This is a genomic window from Pseudoalteromonas piscicida (assembly GCF_002208135.1).
GTDB classification, from domain to species: Bacteria; Pseudomonadota; Gammaproteobacteria; order Enterobacterales; family Alteromonadaceae; genus Pseudoalteromonas; species Pseudoalteromonas piscicida_A.
In genome coordinates this window covers 1,516,198-1,538,039 of sequence record NZ_CP021646.1, presented here as the reverse complement: position 1 = coordinate 1,538,039, position 21,842 = coordinate 1,516,198, and the positions used below count along the sequence as shown (strand labels likewise).

Here is a 21,842-nt window from a genome sequence, read left to right as displayed (position 1 = left end):
CTAAACATGCAAATATCGCTTTAGTAAAAATCGTGATTTTTATGCCAAAAATACACTAACGATGGAGATTAGCCATACTCTGAGCACTGGAAACAATTTCTTCCACTCCTGCCTGATCGAAGTCCATTTTCACAAAGTAAGGGAGTTTGACCTCGCTTTTGCCTAATGGAATGCCAAACATTTTATCGAGTGGAAACGCATCCATTCGTTGTAGAATCAGGCTTAAGTCATCTTTGATAAAACCAATTTTGTGGATTTTCTTGACCTCTGAAGGGGAATGTACCACCGCCGAATATACAGACTTCTCGGCATGGCCATCTGGAAACTGCTTAAATAGTATTTGATCCATTTGCGGGTGGGTAAACCCCGATAAGAACTGCTTAAGAAATTGGCTATCGACGTTTAAATCAGACATTGAATCTTTGAAAAGCTCAGCAATTTCTTCACCCACTTCCAACACTTCTTTTAACCATGACTCCCCGTCATCCTCAGGTTCAATGGATAACAATTCATGCCATGCCATTTTGACATTGGGCTCAAACTCCTTAAAGGTTTCCAGAGAGAGGGAAAAATTCAGTCGTTCGCCAAAGCTATCAGGCATTTCGTAGCGACATAAATATTTGTTGTAGCCCCATATTTCTCGACCATTTATCAGCGCGTTAACGTTGTTGACCGAGATAAAGGCAGGATACCAATACAGATGCTCAGCTTTTAACGTTTCGAGATTGACTTGCAGAATTGGCAACCAGATAATGACATCGGTTTCTTGCATATATCCATAATTACTAAATGGCGGCACTTTTGATGCGATATTTTCAATATCTGTAAAGGTCAGTAAGCACCAATCCGTTAAGGCCCTGAATACAAATTCACTACTAGAAACCGAATTAAGCGTTTTATCAACATAGGTTTGGATTGTTGATTTCTTTCCTTTGACAAAAAAGCCATACATTTGTGCATTTAACATTCTGCATGGAGGTTTGGCGATCGGATTACTATAAAAATGTTGATAATCAGGCAACTCGGGATACATCTTTCACTCCTTAAAGTATGATAAGCTAGTGTTTAGTGTAGTTCGCTCAAGCCGCTTTTGCGTATGTTGTTATGAAAACTCCGCCTCTCGTTGCACAACCTCGATATAGTTACGTGCCTCTCGCTGGCAAAAATACTGATAATGCGAGTATGCGTACTCATCAAAGTTACCCGAAAGCTTGTTCATAAAACCGTGTAAATATCGCGTACGGATACAATCTAGCCCTTTTTTATCTTTTATATGTTCAATGACAGGTTCAACATCAAAATGAGATTCAACTTGAGCAAAGAAGATAGACACATCGCAGCTGGGCTTAATATTTAGGTGGTTACGTATTTGACTAGGATAAAATGCGATAAGTTGCTCAACGGAGTTAGATGCACCTTGTTCGGACAATGCAACCCATGCAGCTGCCCCGCCTGCACTAAACCCAATAATGAGTTTTGGCTGGAGTTCAGCAACCGCTGCTGATACTTTGTTAGCATATACGGGATGGCCACATTGTGCCAAAAACAGCTCATAGCACTCCGACTCAGAGACACTGTTTGGTTCTTCTATAAATGGTGAAAGCACCTGCACGTTGCTTCCAAGCGATTTCGCAAAACGGTCAATGTGATCCGTATGACCGAAAATATCAGTAACGATTAATATAGCCATTGGTTTTCCTTATTAATAATTTATAGTTATTGGCTTGTATGACTTTCCCTGCCATGCGGCCTTATATACTTATGTCTGGATGAATCAAACACTGCATTCAAACTCAATGTTCAATCGCTCCATCGGGCGTTAATTAGCGCTCTTTTACCCAAAACTAAAACCTCTTTTAAAGCTAGCATAACGCCAACCTCTGTAAACATTAAAGACAAATTAAATAAACATTAATTTAATCACCAATATCGCAATCAATGCTAAGCTTATTGTAAGTTCAGCAAGAGTGACCCAATTTGATCAAAATCACCTTACTCCTCTTCATTGCCTTTCAATCCAATTTTATATTTGCAAAGCAAATAACTTGGATTGCGATAGACTTCGCGCCTTATTATATCCTTTCTGACAATTTGGAAGGACAAGGACGTGACGAGTTATTGATAAAACTCATTCAACAACAGATGCCTGACTACACCTTTAATTATAAAGTGTTCCCCGCTTCTAGGGCGATACATGAGCTCTCTAATTTCAACAACCAATATTGTATGATCTCCCTCTATAAAACACCCGAGCGCCAAAGACATATCGCTTTTAGTGATGAGTATTCTACCATTGGATTGTCAACCTCTGCCGCACTAAGGAAAGATGTCGCACAGTCGCTTGGCATTACCAACAGCGCAATTGATTTGGAAAAGCTCGTAACTGAGCATGGGCTAACCGTAGGTGTGGCGGCAAATCGGTCGTTTGGTCATGAAATTGATGCGTTATTGGCGAGTTTGCCTACCAAGCAAGTGCTTGTAAGACCAGGAAGAGATACGTTAGAGAGTTTAACCATAATGCTACTCAAAAAAAGAGTCGATGTTATACTTGGATACCCGAGTGAACACCACTACCACAAATTACATGTAGATAAGCAAGATGAATTGACACAAGTCAGATTGAGTATCGCCTCGCAGATAACGCCTGGATATGCGGGCTGCAATAATAATGCGATTGGTAAGGAACAGATAGCTGCAATTAGCAAAGCGTTAATAAAAGCACATAAAAACGAGCAGTTCAGACTCGCGATGTCTCGTTGGTTACCAGAACAATTTCAACCACAGCTAGCCAGTATTTTTCAAAACTGACTTTCTAAAACTTATCTTTTGATTGAAAAAGTGGACTCCATCTAGAATATAAAGCACAGCACCACGTGTGTAGTAACACGTGGTGCTAGTAGAAATTACTTACGAATACCTTCCAAGTGCAAACCAATAGTAACATGCGTTGATGCCGGGCCTAGATCATAGTCGATATTATAATCAGCAAGTTTTAACTGGGTTTCACCTTCAAAGCCAACTCGGTATCCACCCCATGGATCTTTACCCTCACCCACTTTTTGAACATCAAACTCGATATTCTTTGTTACCCCATTGAGTGTGAAACTTCCTTTCACCTTCGCATTTGTATCATCGCTAAAAGTAATCGAGTCACTCTTGAAAGTCGCCTTAGGGTTTGCTTTTACGTTTAAGAAGTCGTTACCGCGCAAATGTTTATCGCGTTCTGCATGATTCGAGTCAATAGAAGCAGTATCGATCACTACATTGATTTTTGATGTATTTGGATTTTTTGCATCATAGCTGAAGTCGCCTTCAAAGCTATTAAATCGACCATGCAACCAGCTGTATCCTAAATGTTTAATTTTAAAGTTTACAAAGGCATGTGCACCCTTAGTATCAATTACATAATCCGCAGCATTTACTCCGGCTGATAAGGTCATAGCCGCCATGCTTAATGCAATGATTGTTTTTTTCATGTTTTAATCCTCAACTTTTGTAGCGTTTGGTACCTTGAGCATTCGAACTAAGGTACGATCTTTATTAATAAAGTGGTGTTTTAGCGCTCCCACAATGTGTAGCGCTACTAATCCAATGAGTCCCCATGCAATGTATAAATGCACAGTGCCTGCAATATCGCTTTGTTCTTCAAACAGCTCCCCGAGACCTGGAACAGAAAACCAGTTAAATACCTCGATTGCTCTGCCATCCGAGGTAGAGATTAAGTAACCTGTGACAAACAGCCCAAACAAGCCAAGATACAAAACGACGTGAACGACATGCGCTATTATGTTTTGCAATTTATCCATGGGAGTTGCTTCGCTTTCGGGTCTCACTTTAGGGTTAGTGAACTTCCAAATCAGCCTAAGTACTATCAAAGCTGCCAGCAGTATCCCGATGCTTTTATGAATGTGTAAGCCGTCACGGTAGAAAGGATCGTAATAACTGAGTTCGACCATGTACAACCCAAGGCCAAACATGCCAAATACCACGAGCGCACTGAGCCAGTGAAAGATGATGGCTAACAAACCATAGTTTTGTGATGTATTTTTAAACATAATATTCAGCTAATAAAACTCATTCTCAATAAGAGTAAGCTTATATGCTAAAAGTTCAGAGAGAAAGCCATAAATTTAGCGTCAGATTGTGCATATATGCACACAAAAAAGGCGCTTCATAATCCAAGCGCCTTGAGTCGGGAGGAGTGTAAACTAATTTTTATAGAAGTAGCTGTCCTTGGTGATGCTAATCTTGGCGTCTTGCTGCGATTCTATCGTGAATTGGATTGGAGTCCGCTTACCTTTTAGCTCATAGCCATCAGCTGTCACCGTTACTGGGATTAATGCCATATCGCCGCCGGCGATATGCGTAGTGATTGGGGCTGTTAGTTTCGCATCTGGTAGTCCCTTTAAGCTCACGGTGTAAGTTAAATCATGCTGTGTTTTGTTTATTACACTTAAGGTATATGGATTCTCGACTAACCCCTCATAATTAACGCGATAAAGCGCATTTCGGTCGCGAATGACAGAGGCTTCTATTGGCGTACGATTGAATGCCCAAATCACCATAGTGACTATTATCAATACGGTAATTGCACCATAGCCTACTATTTTTAACCTAAATGGATTGGACTTTTTACCTGCTTGTTGATGCTCACTTTGATACTTAATCAAATCTGGCTGATAGCCGAATTTATTCATCGTTTCGTTACACGCATCGATACATAAACCACAGTTAATGCATTCATATTGCAGGCCATTACGAATATCAATACCAGCAGGGCACACTTCAACACATAAATTACAGTCTACACAGTCCCCAAGCCCCAGCTGTTTTGGATCTTCTTTGCGTTTGCGACGACCTCTATTTTCACCACGTTCACTGTCATAGGTAACGACCAATGTATCTTTGTCAAACATGACCGATTGGAAACGAGAGTATGGGCATGCCACGGTACACATTTTTTCTCGCAGAAAGCCCGCGTTTCCATAGGTGCAAAGTGCGAATAAAAATACCCAGAAGGAAGTAAGGCCTGTCCACTCGAGCGTAAACATGTCGAGATACAGTTCTTTTGCAGGAATAAAATAGGCCATAAATGAAGTGGCGGTAAACACCGAAATTATCAACCAAATAGCGTGTTTGGCTGTTTTCTTAGCGACTTTTTTGCTATCCCAGTTTGATTTGTCCAACTTTATTCTTTGGTTACGAGTCCCCTCCACTCGGTGCTCAACCCAAGTGAACATCAGCATCCATATCGTTTGTGGACAAGTATAACCGCACCAAACGCGACCCAACCAAGTCGTAACAAAGAATAGAGCAAAGGCACCCACCATAAAAATCCAGGCTAGAATCATAAAGTCTTGAGGGAGAAAGGTGGCACCAAATATCCTAAATTGCTGCTTACCAAAATCAAGCAAGATGGCCTGCTGCCCGTTGTACGGGATCCAAGGAATGAGAACGAAAGTTAACATTAAAAACCAGCCAAGGTTTCTTCTTATTTTTTGGAAAAACCCTTTTTGCTCTCTGACGTATATGGGCCCCTCTTGTTTATAGGGCTTAATGATCATGTCTTCTTCTTTGATATCAAACTTCATGTTATTTGCTACATTGGTAATACACGAACTTGATACTGCAACTTTCAGACCAATCTGAAACTTTATAAGACTATGTTTTATATGGAATTTATTTCACGAAAAATCAATGTATCGCGAAATATCACGATTACTCGCGAAATATCACGAAAGTTTGGCAATTTTTAGTTTTTTCATTTTCGACCTCAGCGTACTTTCGGGTAATCCTAACTTATCAGCCGCCCCATTGCTGCCAGCGATCTTCCAGTTACTTATTTCTAGCACTCTTAATATGTGCTCAGCTTCCGCTTGCGCCAAAGTCAGTTCACCATCTTCAGATTTATGCTGTTCATTAGCGTTAAGTGCTTGAGATATATCAAGTAAACGACCTTTAGATAATATCGCTTCGCGCTCCAACACGTTTTGGAGTTCTCGAATATTGCCAGGCCAATCATAACGCTGTAGCGCATGGATAGCCTTTTTTGAGATCCCGCGTAGTTGCTTACCCAGCTTTTTGTTGAGCTGCACGATGAGATTGTTGGCCAATACGGGTATATCCTCTATACGCTCTCGTAGTGCAGGCACTCGAATAGGAAAAACGTTTAAACGATAATATAAATCCATTCTAAACTCCCCCTCCTCAACCATTTTCCATAAATCTCTGTTAGTCGCCGCGACTATCCGTATATCTACTTGAATCGACTTACTTCCCCCTACACGTTCAAACTCTCGCTCTTGTAATACACGTAATAACTTGCTTTGCGCCTCTAGCGGTAACTCTCCAATTTCATCTAAAAATATGGTCCCTTTATCCGCCAGTTCAAAACGCCCTTTACGCCTTTCATTCGCTCCAGTAAATGCACCTTTTTCATGTCCAAACAATTCAGATTCAATCAAGGTTGGTGAAAAGGCAGCGCAATTTACTTTAACGAAAGGTTGCGATGAACGCTCACTAAGGCGGTGCAGATTTCTGGCAACAAGCTCTTTACCCGTGCCGTTTTCCCCTAAAACCAATACCGTACTGTCGGTCTGGCTAACCAGCTCTAGCTGCGCTAACATGGCCTGAAATATTGCGCTACTACCCACCAAACCCGAGTCTTGCCAATTTTCATTTAATGTTTCTAGCAGGTAGGCATTTTCATCTTTAAGTTGCTCAGTAAGTACTTGAACTTTGTTCAACGCCTCTCTTAGTGCATTTTCAGTTTTGTGCTGTTGCGACACATCGCGAAATATCGCGACTGCACCGATAATTTGCTGATCTTTGAAAATTGGCGTAGAGGTATATTCCACAGGAAAACAGCTCCCATCTTTCCGCCAGAACACCTCATTGGTTACCTGTCGTGTTTTACCATCAAACATTGTTTTGTAGATGTTACATTCATCAGCAGGATACTCACTCCCATCTGCATGACTATGATGATGGTACTGATGTATTTTTTTCCCCAAAAGCTCATCACTTTGCCACCCAGTCATACGCTCTGCGGCCGGGTTTACAAAAACAGCGTTACCAGAAAGATCAAAACCATAGATCCCCTCTCCAACCGCATTCAATAATAATTTAGGGTCCGCCAAAAAGTGTTTGATAATAGACATAGCAATCCTCGCGATATTTCGCGAGCATTATATAACCATAGACTTTTACTGTCAGCCATGAGTTTTACTTAATAATCACCATTGTCACAACAACTATGCATTTTTCACCCGTGAAAGTGTAAAATGAGAGAAAGCTTATAACCTGAGTAACTGCGTGGACAAATCAACTTATATTCCCAGCGCGTTTCTGGACGACATAAAAACCTACTTACCAGACCACCTTAGCATCGAAGACTTTATAGATAAGTGCCAGTCTCCTTTACGCCGAGCAGTCAGAGTCAATACCCTAAAAATGTCTATCACGGAATTCTTAGCCTACTGCGAAAAAAGTGATTGGCAGGCAGAACCGATCCCTTGGTGTGAAGAAGGGTTTTGGATAGCAAGAAGTGAACAAGAAGAAGCTAATCTTGCTATCGGCAACACAGATATCCATTTAAGTGGCTGCATCTATGTCCAAGAAGCAAGTTCCATGTTGCCGCCAACAGCATTGAAATCGACTATCAGCAGCGATGATATTAATTTGGATATGGCGTCAGCACCGGGTTCAAAAACTTCGCAACTCGCAGCTTATATGGATGGACGTGGCGTACTAATCGCTAATGAGCTATCGTCATCTCGACTCAAAGCGCTTGCGGCAAATATGAAACGTATGGGTATACGAAATGTTGCGTTGTCTCACTTTGACGGCTGTATCTTTGGCGATTATATGCATGAATGTTTTGATAACATCTTGCTTGATGCGCCATGTTCTGGAGAAGGCACGGTTAGAAAGGACCCAAATGCCCTTAAAAACTGGTCAATTGAGTCTAATGTTGAAATTGCACAAGTGCAGAAGCAACTGATAGATAGCGCATTTCAAGCCTTAAAGCCAGGTGGTACCTTAGTGTATTCAACTTGCACGTTAACACCGTTGGAAAATCAGCAAGTATGCCAACACCTTATTGATAATTACCCTCAAGCAGTAGCTGTCGAAAACCTATCGACTTTATTCGTGGGTGCTGAAAAAGCAACAACGTCCGAAGGATACTTGCATGTGTGGCCTCAGCTATATGATAGCGAGGGGTTTTTCATTGCTCGATTTAAGAAATTACACTCTGTTGCAGTTAAAAATCCAAAGCAGAAAAAAGGCGCTTTCCCTTTTGAAGAACTAGACAAGAAAAGCACTCAACTATTGTTATCCGTACTAAAAAAGCAGTTTGGTATTAGCCAACTTGACGGCAAGTTGATGCAACGCGACAAGGAAGTTTGGCTATTTCCTGACAAGTTTGAAGCAATCCAAAATAAGATTAAATATTCTCGCATAGGGATTTTAATCGGTACTACCCATAAAAATGGGGTGAGACTAGAGCATGAGTTTGCCACTACTTTCGGTCATTTAGCATTTAAAAACACTTTAGCGCTAACAAAAGAGCAAGCTAAAGATTACTTTAATGGCAAGGATATACGCCTAGATGAGGTGACAAAACTAACGGGAGAAGTGATCCTCACGCTGTGTGGCAGTGCCATCGGATTAGGAAAATGGCAAAAAAACAAAGTTAAAAACAGTTTGCCTCGGGATTTAATTAAAGACGGCCTGTTGATAACTTGGGTATAACCTGAATATACCCTTTTGATATTTTTAAGACCGATTATGAATATAAAGAGCAACTCTTTGTTTTATATAAACTTAATAAATCATTCATTTATTTGTAAAAAGAATGAAAGGTTAACTAAACTTAACAGTACTTTCTACTTCTCCCTACAGTCTTAGAAGGTGTTTTTAGTTAGCGCACGGCTCAATCTTGAGCCTTTCCCTAAGCCCAGAACTTAGCAGGTAAGTTTCTGGGCGTTTTTTTATTAGTTAACCTGAGGTTAGTTAGGTTAACATTTCGAGTTCAGTGATGATCTGCATCGCTGCTTCATTGCTGTCACCGCACACATCTTCCATGGCCTTAAATTGCAAACACACCTGTGGGCGCTCTGGCTGGTTAAACAGTTTACACAGATTATTTTCATCTAGTTGAATACACCGCTCCCCCGCAGGCTTACCATTTGGCATACCGGGAATGGGTGTTGAAATACTTGGTGCTATACAACAAGCGCCACAACCAAGCCTACAATCCATTCTGTTTCTCGCAATTTTGACAATAAGTGGTGCATCTTATCGAAAAATCGACTACACGTAAAAGCATCAATCGCTTTTAAGAATGTAACGATAAATTTAGGTACGCAAAGCTTTGTTACATATTCAGCCTGGATTTAAACACCTCGACATAACTATTCGCGTATTCTTAAGCTTATCGATGATCTAGAGCCGTTAATCTGGGTCATCAAGAATCATTCAACAGGAAGGATTTTAACGTGGCTAGTAAAAAACAAATAATTCTACCAATTGCCGTTCTTGCGGTGGGAATTGCAGCGGCCGTTGCCATGTCTGCAATGAAACAACCTCCAGAAGAGAAGAAAGAAGAAATAGTACATCCTCTCGTACAGGTTCAACCTATTCATATTGACCAAGTTAGGCTGAACGTATCGTCATACGGTATCGTGATGCCAAAATACAGTACTGAGCTTGTTGCTCAGGTCAGTGGTCAAGTTATTTCATTGTCTGACAAGTTTGTCAAAGGTGGCTTTGTCAAAGAAGGTGACGTACTTGCTCGCATCGACCCAAATGACTATGAAGCATCGCTGATTGAAGCCGAAGCGGCTTTAGCACAAGCCAGCTCAGCGCTAGAAATAGAACAAGCTCAGGTGCAAGTAGCAAAAGCAGAATGGCAAAGGATTAAAGCAAACGCTAACGAAAGAATACCTTCCGAGCTCTATTTAAGAAAACCTCAGCTCGCTGAAAAGTTAGCAAGCTTTAAAGCTGCTCAGGCTGCAGTGAAAAGAGCGAACCGAAATTTGGAGCGTACTTACATCAAAGCGCCTTACGATGCGATTATAGAGTCTCGTACCGTAAGCCTTGGTAGTGTAGTCAATCCCGGTAATGGCTTTGGTAAACTCAATGCGACATCTGTTGCTGAAGTACGCCTCCCTGTTGCCGATAATGAATTGAAATACCTACCGCAACAAGGTGTTGGCACCGATGTCGTGATCACAGCAGAAGTCGCAGGTCAACCGATGAGTTGGAAAGGTGAAATAGTCCGCAGTGAAGGCGTTATCGATAACAAAAGTCGCATGACCTACCTTGTTGCTCAAGTCGAACAGCCTTATCACAACAACGTAAAACCACTACGTTTTGGCGCTTATATCAATGCAGATATTCAAGGTTTGTTAGTGCAAAATGCCACTATGCTTCCTCATCACTTAGTGAAAGAAGGTCGCGTTGCAACATTGGATGATGATAACAAGCTGAGCTACAAAAAGGTCAATATTATTAGAGAGTACAATGGCATGGTCGTCATTGATAACGGCGTTGAGTCAGGCCAACAGATCATTACTTCTGCACTGGACTACCCTTCTGAAGGGATGCAACTACGTACAGATGATACTCCTTCGCAAAGCGCTAACACCCAATTAGCGCTCAAAGAGGAGTAAGGTTTATGCATAGTCAAAGTACAGAAAAAGGCTTAATTGCTTGGTTTGCGCGTAACCCAGTTGCAGCAAACTTATTGATGATATTTATTATTGTGGGCGGCTTGCTTACAGCGTTTTCAATCCGCAAGCAAATGTTTCCACAATACGATAGTAACTGGATAAGTGTTCAAGCTGTGTATCCGGGCGCGGCACCTCAAGAGGTCGAAGAAGGGATCACGATTAAGATCGAGGAGTCCATGGAAGGTCTCGAAGGGATCAAACGCTTGATCACCTACTCTAATCGCGGTTATTCGCAAACTTGGATAGAAGTAGACGAGCAGTACAACACCAAAGAAGTACTCGACGAAGTCAAGATGCAGGTGGACTCCGTTTCAACTTTCCCATCTGGAATGGAACGCCCTATCGTGCGTCACGACAAGGCAACCCAAGAAGTAATGTGGTTGTCACTCAATGGCGACTTAAGTCCCCATGATCTTAAAGAGCTTGGTAATCGCATTCATGAAGAAATGCTGTCGTTACCCGGCGTTAACCTTGTACGCTTTGATGGTGGTCTGAACTACGAAATCTCTATTGAGATAAGCCCTGATAAAATGCGCGAGTACGGCCTAAGTTTTAGAGCAATTTCGGATGCGGTAAAGAGCTTCTCAGCGAACATGTCTGCTGGCCAAATTCGCTCCGAAAATGGCTATATTTCAATGCGAGTTGAAAACCAAGCCTATCGCGGTGACGAGTTTAGAAAACTCCCCTTATTAACGCTGCCAGACGGCGCACAGGTTAGCTTAGGTGATGTAGCCACCATTAACGATGGCTTTGAAGAAGGACTTCAATACTCTAAATACAATGGTAAGAACTCACTGGTTTATGAAGTTAGCGCGTCAAAAGACCAAGACATCACCAAAGTTGCAGATATCATTAAGAACTATCTTGAGGCCAAGAAAGGCTCACTACCACAAGGCGTAGAACTTGAACCTTTTATTGACTTGACCTATTACCTCAATGGCCGCCTTAACATGATGCTAGAAAATATGGCGTTAGGTGGCGTATTAGTTATGCTAATGCTTGCTCTATTTTTACGTGTGCGTTTAGCATTTTGGGTCATGATGGGGTTGCCAGTTAGCTTCTTAGGTGCATTTTTAATGATGCCAATGGGCTATTTAGACGTAACGATTAACTTAGCCTCACTCTTTGCCTTTATTTTGGTGTTGGGGATTGTCGTTGATGACGCGATAGTCGTCGGTGAATCCGCCCATGCGGAAATAGAAAAACATGGTCATAGCCTCGATAATGTCGTTCGTGGCGTAAAACGTGTTGCTATCCCTGCCACTTTTGGTGTGCTGACTACTGTTGCTGCTTTCTTACCGCAAACATTAGCAACCGGCCCAACGGCAGCATTTTCTAAAGCAATTGGTGGCGTAATAATTCTGTGCTTATTATTCTCTTTGGTTGAGTCTAAACTGGTTTTACCTGCGCATTTAGCAGCGATGAAAGACAAGCCAAGCAACCCTAAAAATCCGTTCCACCGTCTCAGAGAAAAAATGGATATCGGCCTTCAATCATTCATTGAAAACACGTACCGACCATTTATTGTACGCTGTATTCACTACCGCTATACCGTTATCGTTGGCTTTTTAACCATTTTAATTGTCAGCGCAGGGATGTTTGCCGGTGGCTTAGTGAAGTTTGTTGCTAACCCAAAAATTCCCCATGATTTTCCACGTATCTCGATTGATATGAACTTATCCTCGTCAGAAAACGCGACGCTTGAGTCAATTCAAAAGATCGAGCAAATGGTACTGAATGTCGACAAAGAAATTGAGGCTGAGTATGGCAAGAAAATGATCCGTGATTACATGGTGAATATGAACGGCCGCACAAGCGCAAATATTATGGTGATCTTGGTTGAACCTGATGCCCGCCCAATCGATACCTTTGCACTCAGCGCCCGCTGGCGTGATGCAATGCCTGCGCTGCCAGGTGTTAAATCGCTAAACATTCAAGATAGCATCATGAATGGTGGTCGTGATGACGGAGACATTAGCTTTAGGTTAGAAGGTAAACACAAAGAAGAGCTTCGCGAAGTCGCGCAGAAACTAAAAGACAAGCTAGCAACTATTGAAGGTGTTGGTGATATCAACGACTCTATGCAATCAGCAACCGATGAAGTGCAGCTTGAGCTTAAACCATTAGCGTATAGCCTTGGACTGACGTTGGCGGATGTTGCATCTCAAGTAAACTTCAGTTATTACGGCCTTGAAGCACAGCGTATTTTACGCGATGGTGAGGAGATCAAAGTAATGATCCGTTACCCTAAAGAACACCGTGATGCCATTAGTGACATTCAGGACGTGCGTATTTTAACGCCTCAAGGCGCAGAAGTGCCGTTGGTAGAAGTGGCTGATGTAAAATTGGTAGACGGTGTTAACCGAATTCGCCGCGAAAATGCCAAACGCACTATTAATGTTTGGGCATCAGTTGATACAGAAATCGCACAACCATTTGAGATAGCAAAACAGGTTCGTGACGAATATCTTCCTAGTCTATTAAAGAACTATCCTGGCGTTCAAAGTGCAGTAGCTGGTCGCGTACAAGAAGAAATGGACAGTGTTGCTGAGCAAATTCGTGACTTTGCCCTATCATTAATGATTATATTCGCACTACTGGCAATTCCATTACGTTCTTATTCTCAGCCTGTCATCATCATGTCTGTGATCCCATTTGGTGTGGTCGGCGCGGTATTCGGTCATATGATCTTGGGAATGACGATGAGTAGCTTGTCTTTCTTTGGTATTATTGCCGTAGCAGGGGTTGTGGTGAACGACTCTTTGGTTATGGTGGATTTTGTCAATAAAGCACGCGAAGAAGGCATCGATTTAAAAGCCGCAGCCGTCGAGGCCGGATGTAAACGCTTTAGAGCAATCTTGCTCACTTCGTTGACCACCTTTATCGGACTTGTACCAATCATTATGGAAACTAGCCTACAAGCTAAAATTGTTATTCCAATGGCGGTATCGCTTGCATTTGGTGTGTTGTTTGCCACAGTGATCACCCTCGTACTTATCCCTTGTCAATATGTGGCACTTGAAGATGTTAAACGCGTTGGCCGCAAATGGTTTAAAGGTAAAGACTCGGCTGATAGCCAACAAACGACACCGGAGCTAAATTCTAATACTCACTAAGTAACAAATTACTAGCCCACAAAAAAGCTCGGAAACTTCCGAGCTTTTTATTTTTTTACACCGATTTACTGGCTGTAATGCGTAAAAAAGCGCTTTACTCTATCCATTGCGGGCTGTAAATCATCTTTATGTGGTAAAAACACTAATCTAAAATGATCCGCACTGGGCCAATTAAAAGCGCGTCCGTGGACAAGTAGAATTTTTTCTTCTTTGAGCAAGTCCAGCACCATGCGCTCATCATTCTTAATATTAAACCGCTTCACATCCACTTTTGGAAACGCATAAAGCGCGCCCTTTGGCCTTACACAGGATATCCCTTCAATATCGTTTAAACCTTTAAACGCAATATCACGCTGCTCATACAAACGCCCACCCGGTTCAATGAGTTGGTCAATGGATTGTATGCCTCCAAGCGCTTGTTGAATAGCAAACTGTGCAGGAACATTGGCGCATAATCGCATAGACGCAAGCATTTCTAAGCCTGTGATCAAATCCCGCATCACTGAATGCTTACCACTGATCACCATCCAGCCCATGCGGATCCCGGCCGCACGATAGGTTTTCGCTAAACCATTAAAAGTAATAACCGGGATATCATCGCAAAGACTCGCAATTGAAAAATGCTCCGCATCGTCATATAAAATCTTTTCGTAGATCTCATCACTCAGTATTAATAGCTTGTGTTCTCTGGCAACGTCAATTAATGCCTCAAGCAATGCTTTGTCATATACAGCACCGGTCGGATTATTTGGGTTGATCAGCACCAATGCCTTTGTACGGCTTGTGATTTTACGCTTGATATCTTCGATATCTGGAAACCAGTCTTGCTCTTCATCACAAAGATAATGCACGGGATTACCGCCAGATAATTTAACAGCGGCAGTCCATAATGGATAATCAGGTGCGGGGATCAACACTTCGTCACCATCATTGAGTAAGGCTTGTGCCGTCATTTGGATCAATTCGCTTACGCCATTACCAATGAAGATATTATCGACACTAATATTGGGAAAGCCCTTTTGCTGATAATATTGATACACGGCGACTCGGGCAGAGTACAATCCTTTTGAGTCACAATACCCCTGTGCAGAATATAAGTTTTTTATGATATCTCGGTGCATGTCTTCTGGCATATCAAAGCCAAATGCCGCAGGATTGCCAATATTTAATTTGAGGACTTTCATGCCCTCGTCTTCCATTTTTCTTGCTTGATCCAATACTGGACCACGAATATCGTAACTCACCCCGTTGAGCTTATTACTTTTTGTTATTTGTAGCATCTATAACCCCCTCATTTTGCTCAAGCATATATCACAATGCCGTCTAAATTCTATGCTTGTGATAACTTTTTATGCTTCAAAAAAGTAACTAACAAAATGAAGTGGTTAGGAGGGGGTGAGTTCATATTTCAGAGAATAAAAAAGGCCGTATAAACGACCTCATTTCCAGCTTTTTGGCTTATACTAGATTTAGGATTGTGCACTTACCCACTGCTGCAGTTTCGCTTTTGAACCTGCAACTTGCGCTGCAAGCTTCTCAATAGAGTCATCAACAATATCCTGCTTCCCTTGCATGAGAGCATGCTCTATCGTCTTAGCTAAATCGCTCAAACTAGCAGCCCCAAACTGAGCAGCGTTAGATTTCAAACTGTGAGCATGACGAACGGCTGCTTCTTGATCCTGATTCAAATTCAGCATCAACTCCGATTCTAACCGCTCGAATTCAGAACAACAAAAATGAACCGTCTCTTCGAATTGCTCGCCCAGCAACATTTGCATGTTTTCTAGGGCACCTTCATCTATTACGATGCTCATAATTTTCCTTAAATTTAATATTCTATTACTTATGCTAGCCAAATCTGGTTTCTTGTGCAAAGTAAATGCGGGCAAGATATGATAAAATTTGACTTATATTAAGAAACACCTCGTCAATCATGAAACGTAATAGCTGTCCAGTCTGTCAATTTCCCACAAAAACCTGCGTATGCCACTATGTTGGTAACGTGATACCAAATACAACTCAAGTTATTATCATGCAGCACCCGAGTGAAGTAAAAGTCGCCAAAAATACGGCAAAACTCCTCGCCTTGCTGTTAGATAGATTTGCGCTCTATGTTGGAGAAAATACCGCTGACTTTGAAGAGTTGATCAACTTTTGCAATTCAAACCATGTCGCATTACTCTACCCAAACAGTCACGCTAGGACCTTAACGACAGGATATCACCACGCTCAAAAGCTTGATGCCATCATCTTATTAGACGGCACTTGGAAGAAAGCCACTAAGCTTTATAATCTCAATCCATGGCTAAGCCAGTTGCCCAGTTTTCAGTTCGATTCGGTAAATGCGAGTGAATATACTATTCGTAAATCTAAACATGAATACAGTTTATCAACACTTGAAGCCGCGGCTCAATTTCTCGAGATTGTAGATCAATGCGAAACTTCAGGTCTTTACAAACTTCAAACGGGCATGGTGAACGAACAGATGAAGCTAATGCCTGATTATGTTAAGGCTCGGTATTAAAGGAACAAAATGCCAAGCTCAAGACTACAGTGCGGTTACGCTCGCCGAGGACCCGATTATCGATTTGGCGATCAAGTTGATTTTAGTGAAATCAAACAGACCTTTGGCTTTAAAACCATGACCATTGGTCATTGGGTTACTCCTAAAGAAACCCGTTTAGCCGCCAATTTTATTTATGATGCCCTTGCAGATCTAGCCCAAATACTACAAGTACCGCCACAGGTCATTGGCCTTAGAGGGACGCTTAATTTTGCTTTTGGTACAGGCGGTCAACAAGGTGTTCAAGCGCATTACGCCGCAAATACCAGAACACTCGCCTTGGCAAAAAATGCCGGTGGTGGCGCACTTGCCCATGAATGGTGGCATGCATTTGATCACTATATTTGCCAGCATTTAATAACACAACCAAAAAAGCCTTTTGCATCATCAGCTTGGTTACTTTCTCATGAAACCGTACTACACCCATTGAACAATGCCTTAGCTACATTTTTTGCCCATACGTTTTTAGATGAACACCATCAAAAGCCAAATCGGTATTTTCATACCGCCAAGATTGCTGATAGTGCAAACAAACAGATTTATTACGCACTGCCCGAGGAGCTAACAGCACGTATGTTCGAGGCCATTATTGCGTACCACAGCGACATATCAAATTCATTTTTGGCTGAGGGAATTAAGGGTTCAGAGCAAGAAAAGCTGGGAATTTACCCGGCAAGAGCACATAGAGAACGATGCGCTGCGCCCATTTTTCATTATTTCAGCGAACTAGGAAAGATTTTATATCGCCAGCATAAGTGACTTTACTTAGCCAACTCTTAAATTCGCTAAACGGTAACGGACGTGAAATAAAATAGCCCTGTGCAAAGTCGCAACCATAGGCCTGCAGACGAATATAGCTATTGATATCTTCAACCCCTCAGCCACCACTCTTGAGCCTAAGCTATGTGCCATATCACACGTCGCCTTACAAATAGTTTGATTGCTCTTGGATGTCTCAATATCCATCACGAAACTTTTATCAATTTTAAGTTCATCAAATCCAAGTTTACTCAAGTATGCAAGTGAAGAATATCCAGTACCAAAGTCGTCTATCGCCACTTTTACACCGATTGAACGATAGTCATCTAACACGCCTTTAAGCTCAGCTTCTTTTCCAATCGTTACAGATTCCGTGATCTCTATCATTATTTGAGAAGGAGCGAGTGATAATTCATTGATAAGTGTAATAAGCTGTACCGACAATTCTCTTCTACTCAAATCACGGCCAGATACATTGATTGAAATAACGTGCTCAGGCAGTAACTTTGTTATCTCAGCTTGATAATTAAGTGCATGTTCAATCACCCATTCTGTGATCTCGTAAATTTGCCCTGAAGACTCCGCAATCGGAATAAATTCATCAGGTGGTATGTAACCAAGCTCAGGGTGAAGCCATCGCAGTAACACTTCCGAGCCAAATACCCTTCCAGTCCTGAGATCTACCTGAGGCTGAAAGAATAAACTAAACTGTTCATGTTCTATGGCACTTTTAAGAAATGAGGTGAGCTTTAATTGTCGCTCAGTAGAAATCGAGCTTTCAACGTCAAATAGATGCCAGCGCTGACCATTATGTGACTTAGTATTCAGTGCCTGCAGTGCGCGCTGGATAAGCTTTTCAGTGGATTTTGCATGCATTGGATAATTCGCCACCCCGACTTCTAAACTATCGACAATCTGCGTGTCTTTGTACCCAACCCCTTCTTCGAATACAGCAGATAAAATGCATACATATTGCTCGACCTGACTAACCTCAATTTTACCATCAAGCACAATGGCAAACACTTGATCTTCGAGGCGATAAATGGGTGTGTTCCCTTTATTTGCGACGGCAGCGCTACCATAAGTATTGATCTGCTCGGAGACCTCTTTGAATAGCTTATTGATGTGCTGATTTGCAAAGGTTAAACCAAAGCTCAATCTTATTGATGGCAGGATCAGTGGTTTAAAAAGTAACAATGTGTGCGCCTTATTTTGCTCCTCAAACTTAGCGAGCGAGCTAAACAAGGCGAATTTATTAGGCAGCGCCGTTTCTTTATCAAACTCAGCGTAATGAATATACATACGCCGCTTTTCCGCATCATGCCAAACCACAAACAGTAACAAGAGCATTAAATGTAGGCTGATCAACACATGGTTTATGATTGATATTTGCTCACTTGGTTGTATTAATTGGCTCCCAGCAAAGCCAATTAATACCGCCACCATCGGAGACCAAATTGCACAGCAAAAATAAACCTCTTTATGACTGTCTTTATCTTGGCTTACCAAGATCATTGTACTTAATACAATCGCACCAATAACCATTATTGATTGTAGCGCAAACGGTAAATCCACTTTCGCAAACGCCACTACAATACCGCTGAGTAAATAAACATAAGCAGTCGTCTTGATGGTTAGCTTAATCTTTCTATCAAGCCTATTTTTAGTCAGGAAGTGATGAAAAAACAAAAGGCTGAAGCCAAGTGCGAAACACACAAAGCTCCCACTGTAATGTAAAAAATGAATACTATTTTGGTAGCTGAAAAAGATATCAGCAAGTCCTTTATGGGTTACATATAAACAGGCTAATGACAGCAAATAACCACTAACGGAAAGCAAGCTCGCGCGTTTCGAAATAATGCCAGTACTGAGCATGAAAATACTCAGCAAAAACATTATCCCTAGAAATAACCCAGTTAAAAATAGATGGGCATTAGTATCTTCTATATATGCTTCGTATGGCTTGATACTCACTCTAGACAAGGAAACATAGGGAGATTGAACTTTAACAATTATCGGCTCAAGGTGACTATTTGCATCAATCACTAAATGGGGGGAAAAGTGTGATAATGATGTATGAATATTGCTTGTAGAGATTTGAATTAACTTTCCACCAGAATCAATCGTGAAAAACTCAACACTCCCCATAGATGGCCGTGCGACTGTCAACACTTGGTCTGACATATTGCCGCGAACGAGATTTGTTACTCGAAGCCAAACTGCAACACCCTTCGGAATAATTACGGTCTCTTGCGATGCAATGAATTGGGCTTTGGAAAAGTCGCCATAGCCTACTGAAATTAATGGCCTTGCCTCTAAGACTTCTGCGGCCAACTGGGTTTCAGCAGAAGCCAACATCGCAAAGATGCAACACATAATTATCGTAAACATCAGCGTGGCATACCTAGCAGCGCTAAGCCACATACCCATTCTCCTTGAATCGCTTTGACGGTGATTTGTCAGCCTATTCATTATGCAAAAACCAAGCGATAACGCTCAAAAAACACCAACCCTCACCGTTGGCTATTAGGTTGTTTTTGTCCATCAAGAGGCAACGTCGTTCGCGCACTAATATCTATTGCACTTGTCTCTTGCATCTGATTAGTTTCACAGCGCTTTGGCTCGACAACATAAAAAAACGCATCACAGTAAGTATGGTTTGGATCAAAGCAAATGCAAAAATATTATTGAATTTAAATCGTTATGACTATTTGGTGGGGGATCAAAAATATAGAGATGGCTAGCCGTTTAGGTAAGCTGAGGGACTAGTCTAAACTCGGAATAACAACTTGTTCTCTAGCCGCTGTTATTCCCAAGCTAAGCGTCAGATTTGTTTGTAATAGGCCAACCATTTACACACAAATCCTCTCGCCTACCTATTCAATTAACTGTCGTCACTAATTCGAGAAGCAACAGCACTATTTTGATCCTTATACTTAGCGTCTTTACGCTCGTTATAAGGGAATTGCGCAGCACTTGTCATCGTTTCAAAGCTCATCGCACCTATTTTCATGTTTGGCCTCAGTGCCAAAGGCAACTTACCTGAGTTATAAAACTCTAATACAATATTTCCAGACCAACCTGGGTCAATACGATGCGCGGTAACGTGAACCATTAAACCTAATCTTGCAAGCGACGAGCGGCCATCTAACCAACCAACCAGATCGGCAGGTAGCGTCACCTTTTCATACGTCATTGCGAGTGCAAGCTCACCAGGATGCAAGAAAAACGCTTGCCCATCTTCTAGCACAATTTCATCACTCATGATGGATTCCATCGCAGCATTGATCTGATCTTTAGGACCACTGAGATCAACATAAGGCGCAGCATGGTCCTGAAACACTCTAAACTTATTACCTAGTCTTAAATCCACGGTAACGCCTGAAATCATATCTGGTTTAGGTGTAGGTTCGATGATTATGCGTTGTTGTTCAATCGCTTCTCGAATATGGGTATCCGATAATCTCATTCTTAGTCTTCCGTCATCACAATCTCAACACCCGATGTTGAGTCTGATTGGTAATATAACATACTGGCAATCAGTTGGGCACAATCAACATAGTGATCTGCTATACCATGATTGTCAGTCTTACTTTCTGAATTAGGCTCGCGAGTCGCGGCAATGATATCTGCCCCCCGCTCTGTTGCGGTTCTGATTTGGTCGTTAAGCGGTACTTCCGCAAGCAAAGGTACGCCATAGCGACTTGCCAATGTGGTGCCACCAGAATGACCAAAAATATGGTTGCGACTGCCACATTGCTCACAATTAAAATAACTCATATTTTCGACCAAGCCTAAAATGGGAAGCTGCACTTTTTCAAACATCGCAATGCCCTTTTGTGCATCCGCGAGCGCCAAGGTCTGCGGCGTGGTGACAATCACCGCACCGCTCGCCGGCACTTTTTGCGTCATAGTAAGTTGGATATCTCCCGTGCCTGGTGGCATATCAACAATCAGATAATCCAGCTCACCCCAATCCGTTTCATTTAACAATTGAGTAAGCGCTTGAGAAGCCATTGGTCCTCGCCAAACAGTGGCGTCCTCTGCTGGGACCAAAAAGCCGATAGACATGGCTATAATGCCCGACTTTTCAATTGGTAGTAGGGTTTTATCATCTTTCGCCTGAGGCTTTTCGTCCTCTAGAGCGAGTAAACTAGGTAGCGAAGGGCCATAAATATCAGCATCTAGCACACCAACCTTAGCACCTTGAGCGCGCAGCGCATACGCAAGGTTAATCGCTGTGGTTGACTTACCCACACCGCCCTTGCCTGAGGCAACAAGGATAATATGTTTAATGGTTTTAAATTTTGGTCGACCGACAACGACAACTTTCGACGTCACCTCAACGGGCTTGCCTAAGTGTCGTTGCAGATAGCTGGCAATGTCTTGGTCACATTGGATGGCAAATGGAAAATTAATTTGTACTTGAATTTGCGTTTTTGACTCTTGTGTTTTGATCACCCAATTTGCGTCAATTCCCACTGGTAATGCGGCACTACGATAGCCATTTAAAAGCTCAATGATTGCTTGTTTGGTGTTTTTTCCCTTGGCAAACCATTTTTCCAGTCCAAACATACAAATTAAACTCCTCTGGGTGATGAAAATAGCCACGGAATTATGTAACATTCAACTCATTAAAACCAGTCAATTCGCGGTTCATGGTCTGAA

General features: G+C 42.0%; 18 protein-coding genes. 6 read left to right on the top strand and 12 right to left on the bottom strand.

The window, feature by feature from the left end:
• Positions 1 to 55: 55 nt before the first annotated feature.
• Both B1L02_RS07340 and B1L02_RS07335 read right to left on the bottom strand, forming a co-directional pair.
• The gene (locus B1L02_RS07340; RefSeq protein WP_088530509.1) at positions 56 to 1,033 is read right to left on the bottom strand and encodes an acetoacetate decarboxylase; all 978 of its coding nucleotides are present in this window, start codon (positions 1,031 to 1,033) and stop codon (positions 56 to 58) included.
• Positions 1,034 to 1,102: 69 nt separating this feature from the next.
• The gene (locus B1L02_RS07335) at positions 1,103 to 1,690 is read right to left on the bottom strand and encodes a hypothetical protein (protein WP_088530508.1); all 588 of its coding nucleotides are present in this window, start codon (positions 1,688 to 1,690) and stop codon (positions 1,103 to 1,105) included.
• 287 nt (positions 1,691 to 1,977) lie between these two features.
• On the opposite strand from B1L02_RS07335, the gene B1L02_RS07330 reads away from it, so the two are divergent.
• Complete coding sequence (locus B1L02_RS07330; protein ID WP_088530507.1) at positions 1,978 to 2,808, top strand: TIGR02285 family protein; 831 nt, start codon at positions 1,978 to 1,980, stop codon at positions 2,806 to 2,808.
• Between the two features lie 95 nt (positions 2,809 to 2,903).
• Here the strand turns inward: B1L02_RS07330 and B1L02_RS07325 are convergent, their stop codons facing one another.
• The 4 genes from B1L02_RS07325 to B1L02_RS07310 all read right to left on the bottom strand — a co-directional run bounded on the left by B1L02_RS07325 (position 2,904) and on the right by B1L02_RS07310 (position 7,160).
• Complete coding sequence (locus B1L02_RS07325) at positions 2,904 to 3,476, bottom strand: YceI family protein (RefSeq protein ID WP_088530506.1); 573 nt, start codon at positions 3,474 to 3,476, stop codon at positions 2,904 to 2,906.
• 3 nt (positions 3,477 to 3,479) lie between these two features.
• Entirely contained in the window at positions 3,480 to 4,055 is a 576-nt protein-coding gene (locus B1L02_RS07320) for a cytochrome b (protein WP_088530505.1), read from the bottom strand.
• Positions 4,056 to 4,208: 153 nt separating this feature from the next.
• Entirely contained in the window at positions 4,209 to 5,591 is a 1,383-nt protein-coding gene (gene ccoG, locus B1L02_RS07315; protein WP_088530504.1) for a cytochrome c oxidase accessory protein CcoG, read from the bottom strand.
• A gap of 141 nt (positions 5,592 to 5,732) precedes the next feature.
• The gene (locus tag B1L02_RS07310) at positions 5,733 to 7,160 is read right to left on the bottom strand and encodes a sigma-54 interaction domain-containing protein (RefSeq protein ID WP_088530503.1); all 1,428 of its coding nucleotides are present in this window, start codon (positions 7,158 to 7,160) and stop codon (positions 5,733 to 5,735) included.
• 154 nt (positions 7,161 to 7,314) lie between these two features.
• On the opposite strand from B1L02_RS07310, the gene rsmF reads away from it, so the two are divergent.
• Positions 7,315 to 8,754, top strand: coding sequence for a 16S rRNA (cytosine(1407)-C(5))-methyltransferase RsmF (gene rsmF / locus B1L02_RS07305; protein WP_088530502.1), 1,440 nt, complete (start codon positions 7,315 to 7,317; stop codon positions 8,752 to 8,754).
• A gap of 261 nt (positions 8,755 to 9,015) precedes the next feature.
• Here rsmF and B1L02_RS07300 read toward each other — a convergent pair whose 3' ends face one another.
• Positions 9,016 to 9,264 (bottom strand): YkgJ family cysteine cluster protein, encoded by a 249-nt coding sequence (locus B1L02_RS07300; protein ID WP_010371625.1) that lies wholly within the window; start codon positions 9,262 to 9,264, stop codon positions 9,016 to 9,018.
• A 236-nt stretch (positions 9,265 to 9,500) separates the two neighbouring features.
• Between B1L02_RS07300 and B1L02_RS07295 the strand changes: the two genes are divergently transcribed.
• Together B1L02_RS07295 and B1L02_RS07290 are read left to right on the top strand one after the other, a co-directional pair.
• Positions 9,501 to 10,676 carry an efflux RND transporter periplasmic adaptor subunit gene (locus B1L02_RS07295; RefSeq protein ID WP_088530501.1) on the top strand — a complete coding sequence of 392 codons (1,176 nt, stop codon included), beginning with the start codon at positions 9,501 to 9,503 and terminating at the stop codon, positions 10,674 to 10,676.
• Positions 10,677 to 10,681: 5 nt separating this feature from the next.
• Complete coding sequence (locus B1L02_RS07290; protein WP_088530500.1) at positions 10,682 to 13,852, top strand: efflux RND transporter permease subunit; 3,171 nt, start codon at positions 10,682 to 10,684, stop codon at positions 13,850 to 13,852.
• Positions 13,853 to 13,917: 65 nt separating this feature from the next.
• Here the strand turns inward: B1L02_RS07290 and B1L02_RS07285 are convergent, their stop codons facing one another.
• Both B1L02_RS07285 and B1L02_RS07280 read right to left on the bottom strand, forming a co-directional pair.
• Positions 13,918 to 15,132: a pyridoxal phosphate-dependent aminotransferase gene (locus B1L02_RS07285; protein ID WP_088530499.1), complete on the bottom strand. Its 1,215-nt coding sequence runs from the start codon at positions 15,130 to 15,132 to the stop codon at positions 13,918 to 13,920.
• 189 nt (positions 15,133 to 15,321) lie between these two features.
• Entirely contained in the window at positions 15,322 to 15,666 is a 345-nt protein-coding gene (locus tag B1L02_RS07280; RefSeq protein ID WP_088530498.1) for an Hpt domain-containing protein, read from the bottom strand.
• 119 nt (positions 15,667 to 15,785) lie between these two features.
• Between B1L02_RS07280 and B1L02_RS07275 the strand changes: the two genes are divergently transcribed.
• Positions 15,786 to 16,376 carry a tRNA-uridine aminocarboxypropyltransferase gene (locus tag B1L02_RS07275; RefSeq protein WP_088530497.1) on the top strand — a complete coding sequence of 197 codons (591 nt, stop codon included), beginning with the start codon at positions 15,786 to 15,788 and terminating at the stop codon, positions 16,374 to 16,376.
• A 9-nt stretch (positions 16,377 to 16,385) separates the two neighbouring features.
• Positions 16,386 to 17,174: a CLCA_X family protein gene (locus B1L02_RS07270; protein ID WP_088530496.1), complete on the top strand. Its 789-nt coding sequence runs from the start codon at positions 16,386 to 16,388 to the stop codon at positions 17,172 to 17,174.
• A gap of 6 nt (positions 17,175 to 17,180) precedes the next feature.
• Here B1L02_RS07270 and B1L02_RS07265 read toward each other — a convergent pair whose 3' ends face one another.
• From B1L02_RS07265 to apbC, 3 genes are all read right to left on the bottom strand, one after another.
• Positions 17,181 to 19,598: an EAL domain-containing protein gene (locus tag B1L02_RS07265; RefSeq protein ID WP_232003159.1), complete on the bottom strand. Its 2,418-nt coding sequence runs from the start codon at positions 19,596 to 19,598 to the stop codon at positions 17,181 to 17,183.
• Between the two features lie 460 nt (positions 19,599 to 20,058).
• Positions 20,059 to 20,643, bottom strand: coding sequence for a dCTP deaminase (gene dcd / locus B1L02_RS07260; RefSeq protein WP_010371648.1), 585 nt, complete (start codon positions 20,641 to 20,643; stop codon positions 20,059 to 20,061).
• A gap of 2 nt (positions 20,644 to 20,645) precedes the next feature.
• A complete protein-coding gene (apbC, locus tag B1L02_RS07255; protein ID WP_088530495.1) occupies positions 20,646 to 21,749 on the bottom strand; it encodes an iron-sulfur cluster carrier protein ApbC in 1,104 nt (367 codons plus the stop codon).
• Positions 21,750 to 21,842 lie beyond the last annotated feature (93 nt).

Excerpts from the sequence above, each read along its gene's own strand:
- dcd (WP_010371648.1), bottom strand. The coding sequence starts at position 20,643 with ATGAGATTATCGGATACCCATATTCGAGAAGCGATTGAACAACAACGC.
- B1L02_RS07325 (WP_088530506.1), bottom strand. The coding sequence starts at position 3,476 with ATGAAAAAAACAATCATTGCATTAAGCATGGCGGCTATGACCTTATCA.
- B1L02_RS07275 (WP_088530497.1), top strand. The coding sequence starts at position 15,786 with ATGAAACGTAATAGCTGTCCAGTCTGTCAATTTCCCACAAAAACCTGC.
- B1L02_RS07300 (WP_010371625.1), bottom strand. The coding sequence starts at position 9,264 with ATGGATTGTAGGCTTGGTTGTGGCGCTTGTTGTATAGCACCAAGTATT.
- B1L02_RS07320 (WP_088530505.1), bottom strand. The coding sequence starts at position 4,055 with ATGTTTAAAAATACATCACAAAACTATGGTTTGTTAGCCATCATCTTT.
- B1L02_RS07285 (WP_088530499.1), bottom strand. The coding sequence starts at position 15,132 with ATGCTACAAATAACAAAAAGTAATAAGCTCAACGGGGTGAGTTACGAT.
- apbC (WP_088530495.1), bottom strand. The coding sequence starts at position 21,749 with ATGTTTGGACTGGAAAAATGGTTTGCCAAGGGAAAAAACACCAAACAA.
- B1L02_RS07335 (WP_088530508.1), bottom strand. The coding sequence starts at position 1,690 with ATGGCTATATTAATCGTTACTGATATTTTCGGTCATACGGATCACATT.
- B1L02_RS07280 (WP_088530498.1), bottom strand. The coding sequence starts at position 15,666 with ATGAGCATCGTAATAGATGAAGGTGCCCTAGAAAACATGCAAATGTTG.
- B1L02_RS07290 (WP_088530500.1), top strand. The coding sequence starts at position 10,682 with ATGCATAGTCAAAGTACAGAAAAAGGCTTAATTGCTTGGTTTGCGCGT.
- ccoG (WP_088530504.1), bottom strand. The coding sequence starts at position 5,591 with ATGAAGTTTGATATCAAAGAAGAAGACATGATCATTAAGCCCTATAAA.
- B1L02_RS07270 (WP_088530496.1), top strand. The coding sequence starts at position 16,386 with ATGCCAAGCTCAAGACTACAGTGCGGTTACGCTCGCCGAGGACCCGAT.
- B1L02_RS07340 (WP_088530509.1), bottom strand. The coding sequence starts at position 1,033 with ATGTATCCCGAGTTGCCTGATTATCAACATTTTTATAGTAATCCGATC.
- B1L02_RS07265 (WP_232003159.1), bottom strand. The coding sequence starts at position 19,598 with ATGTGGCTTAGCGCTGCTAGGTATGCCACGCTGATGTTTACGATAATT.
- B1L02_RS07310 (WP_088530503.1), bottom strand. The coding sequence starts at position 7,160 with ATGTCTATTATCAAACACTTTTTGGCGGACCCTAAATTATTATTGAAT.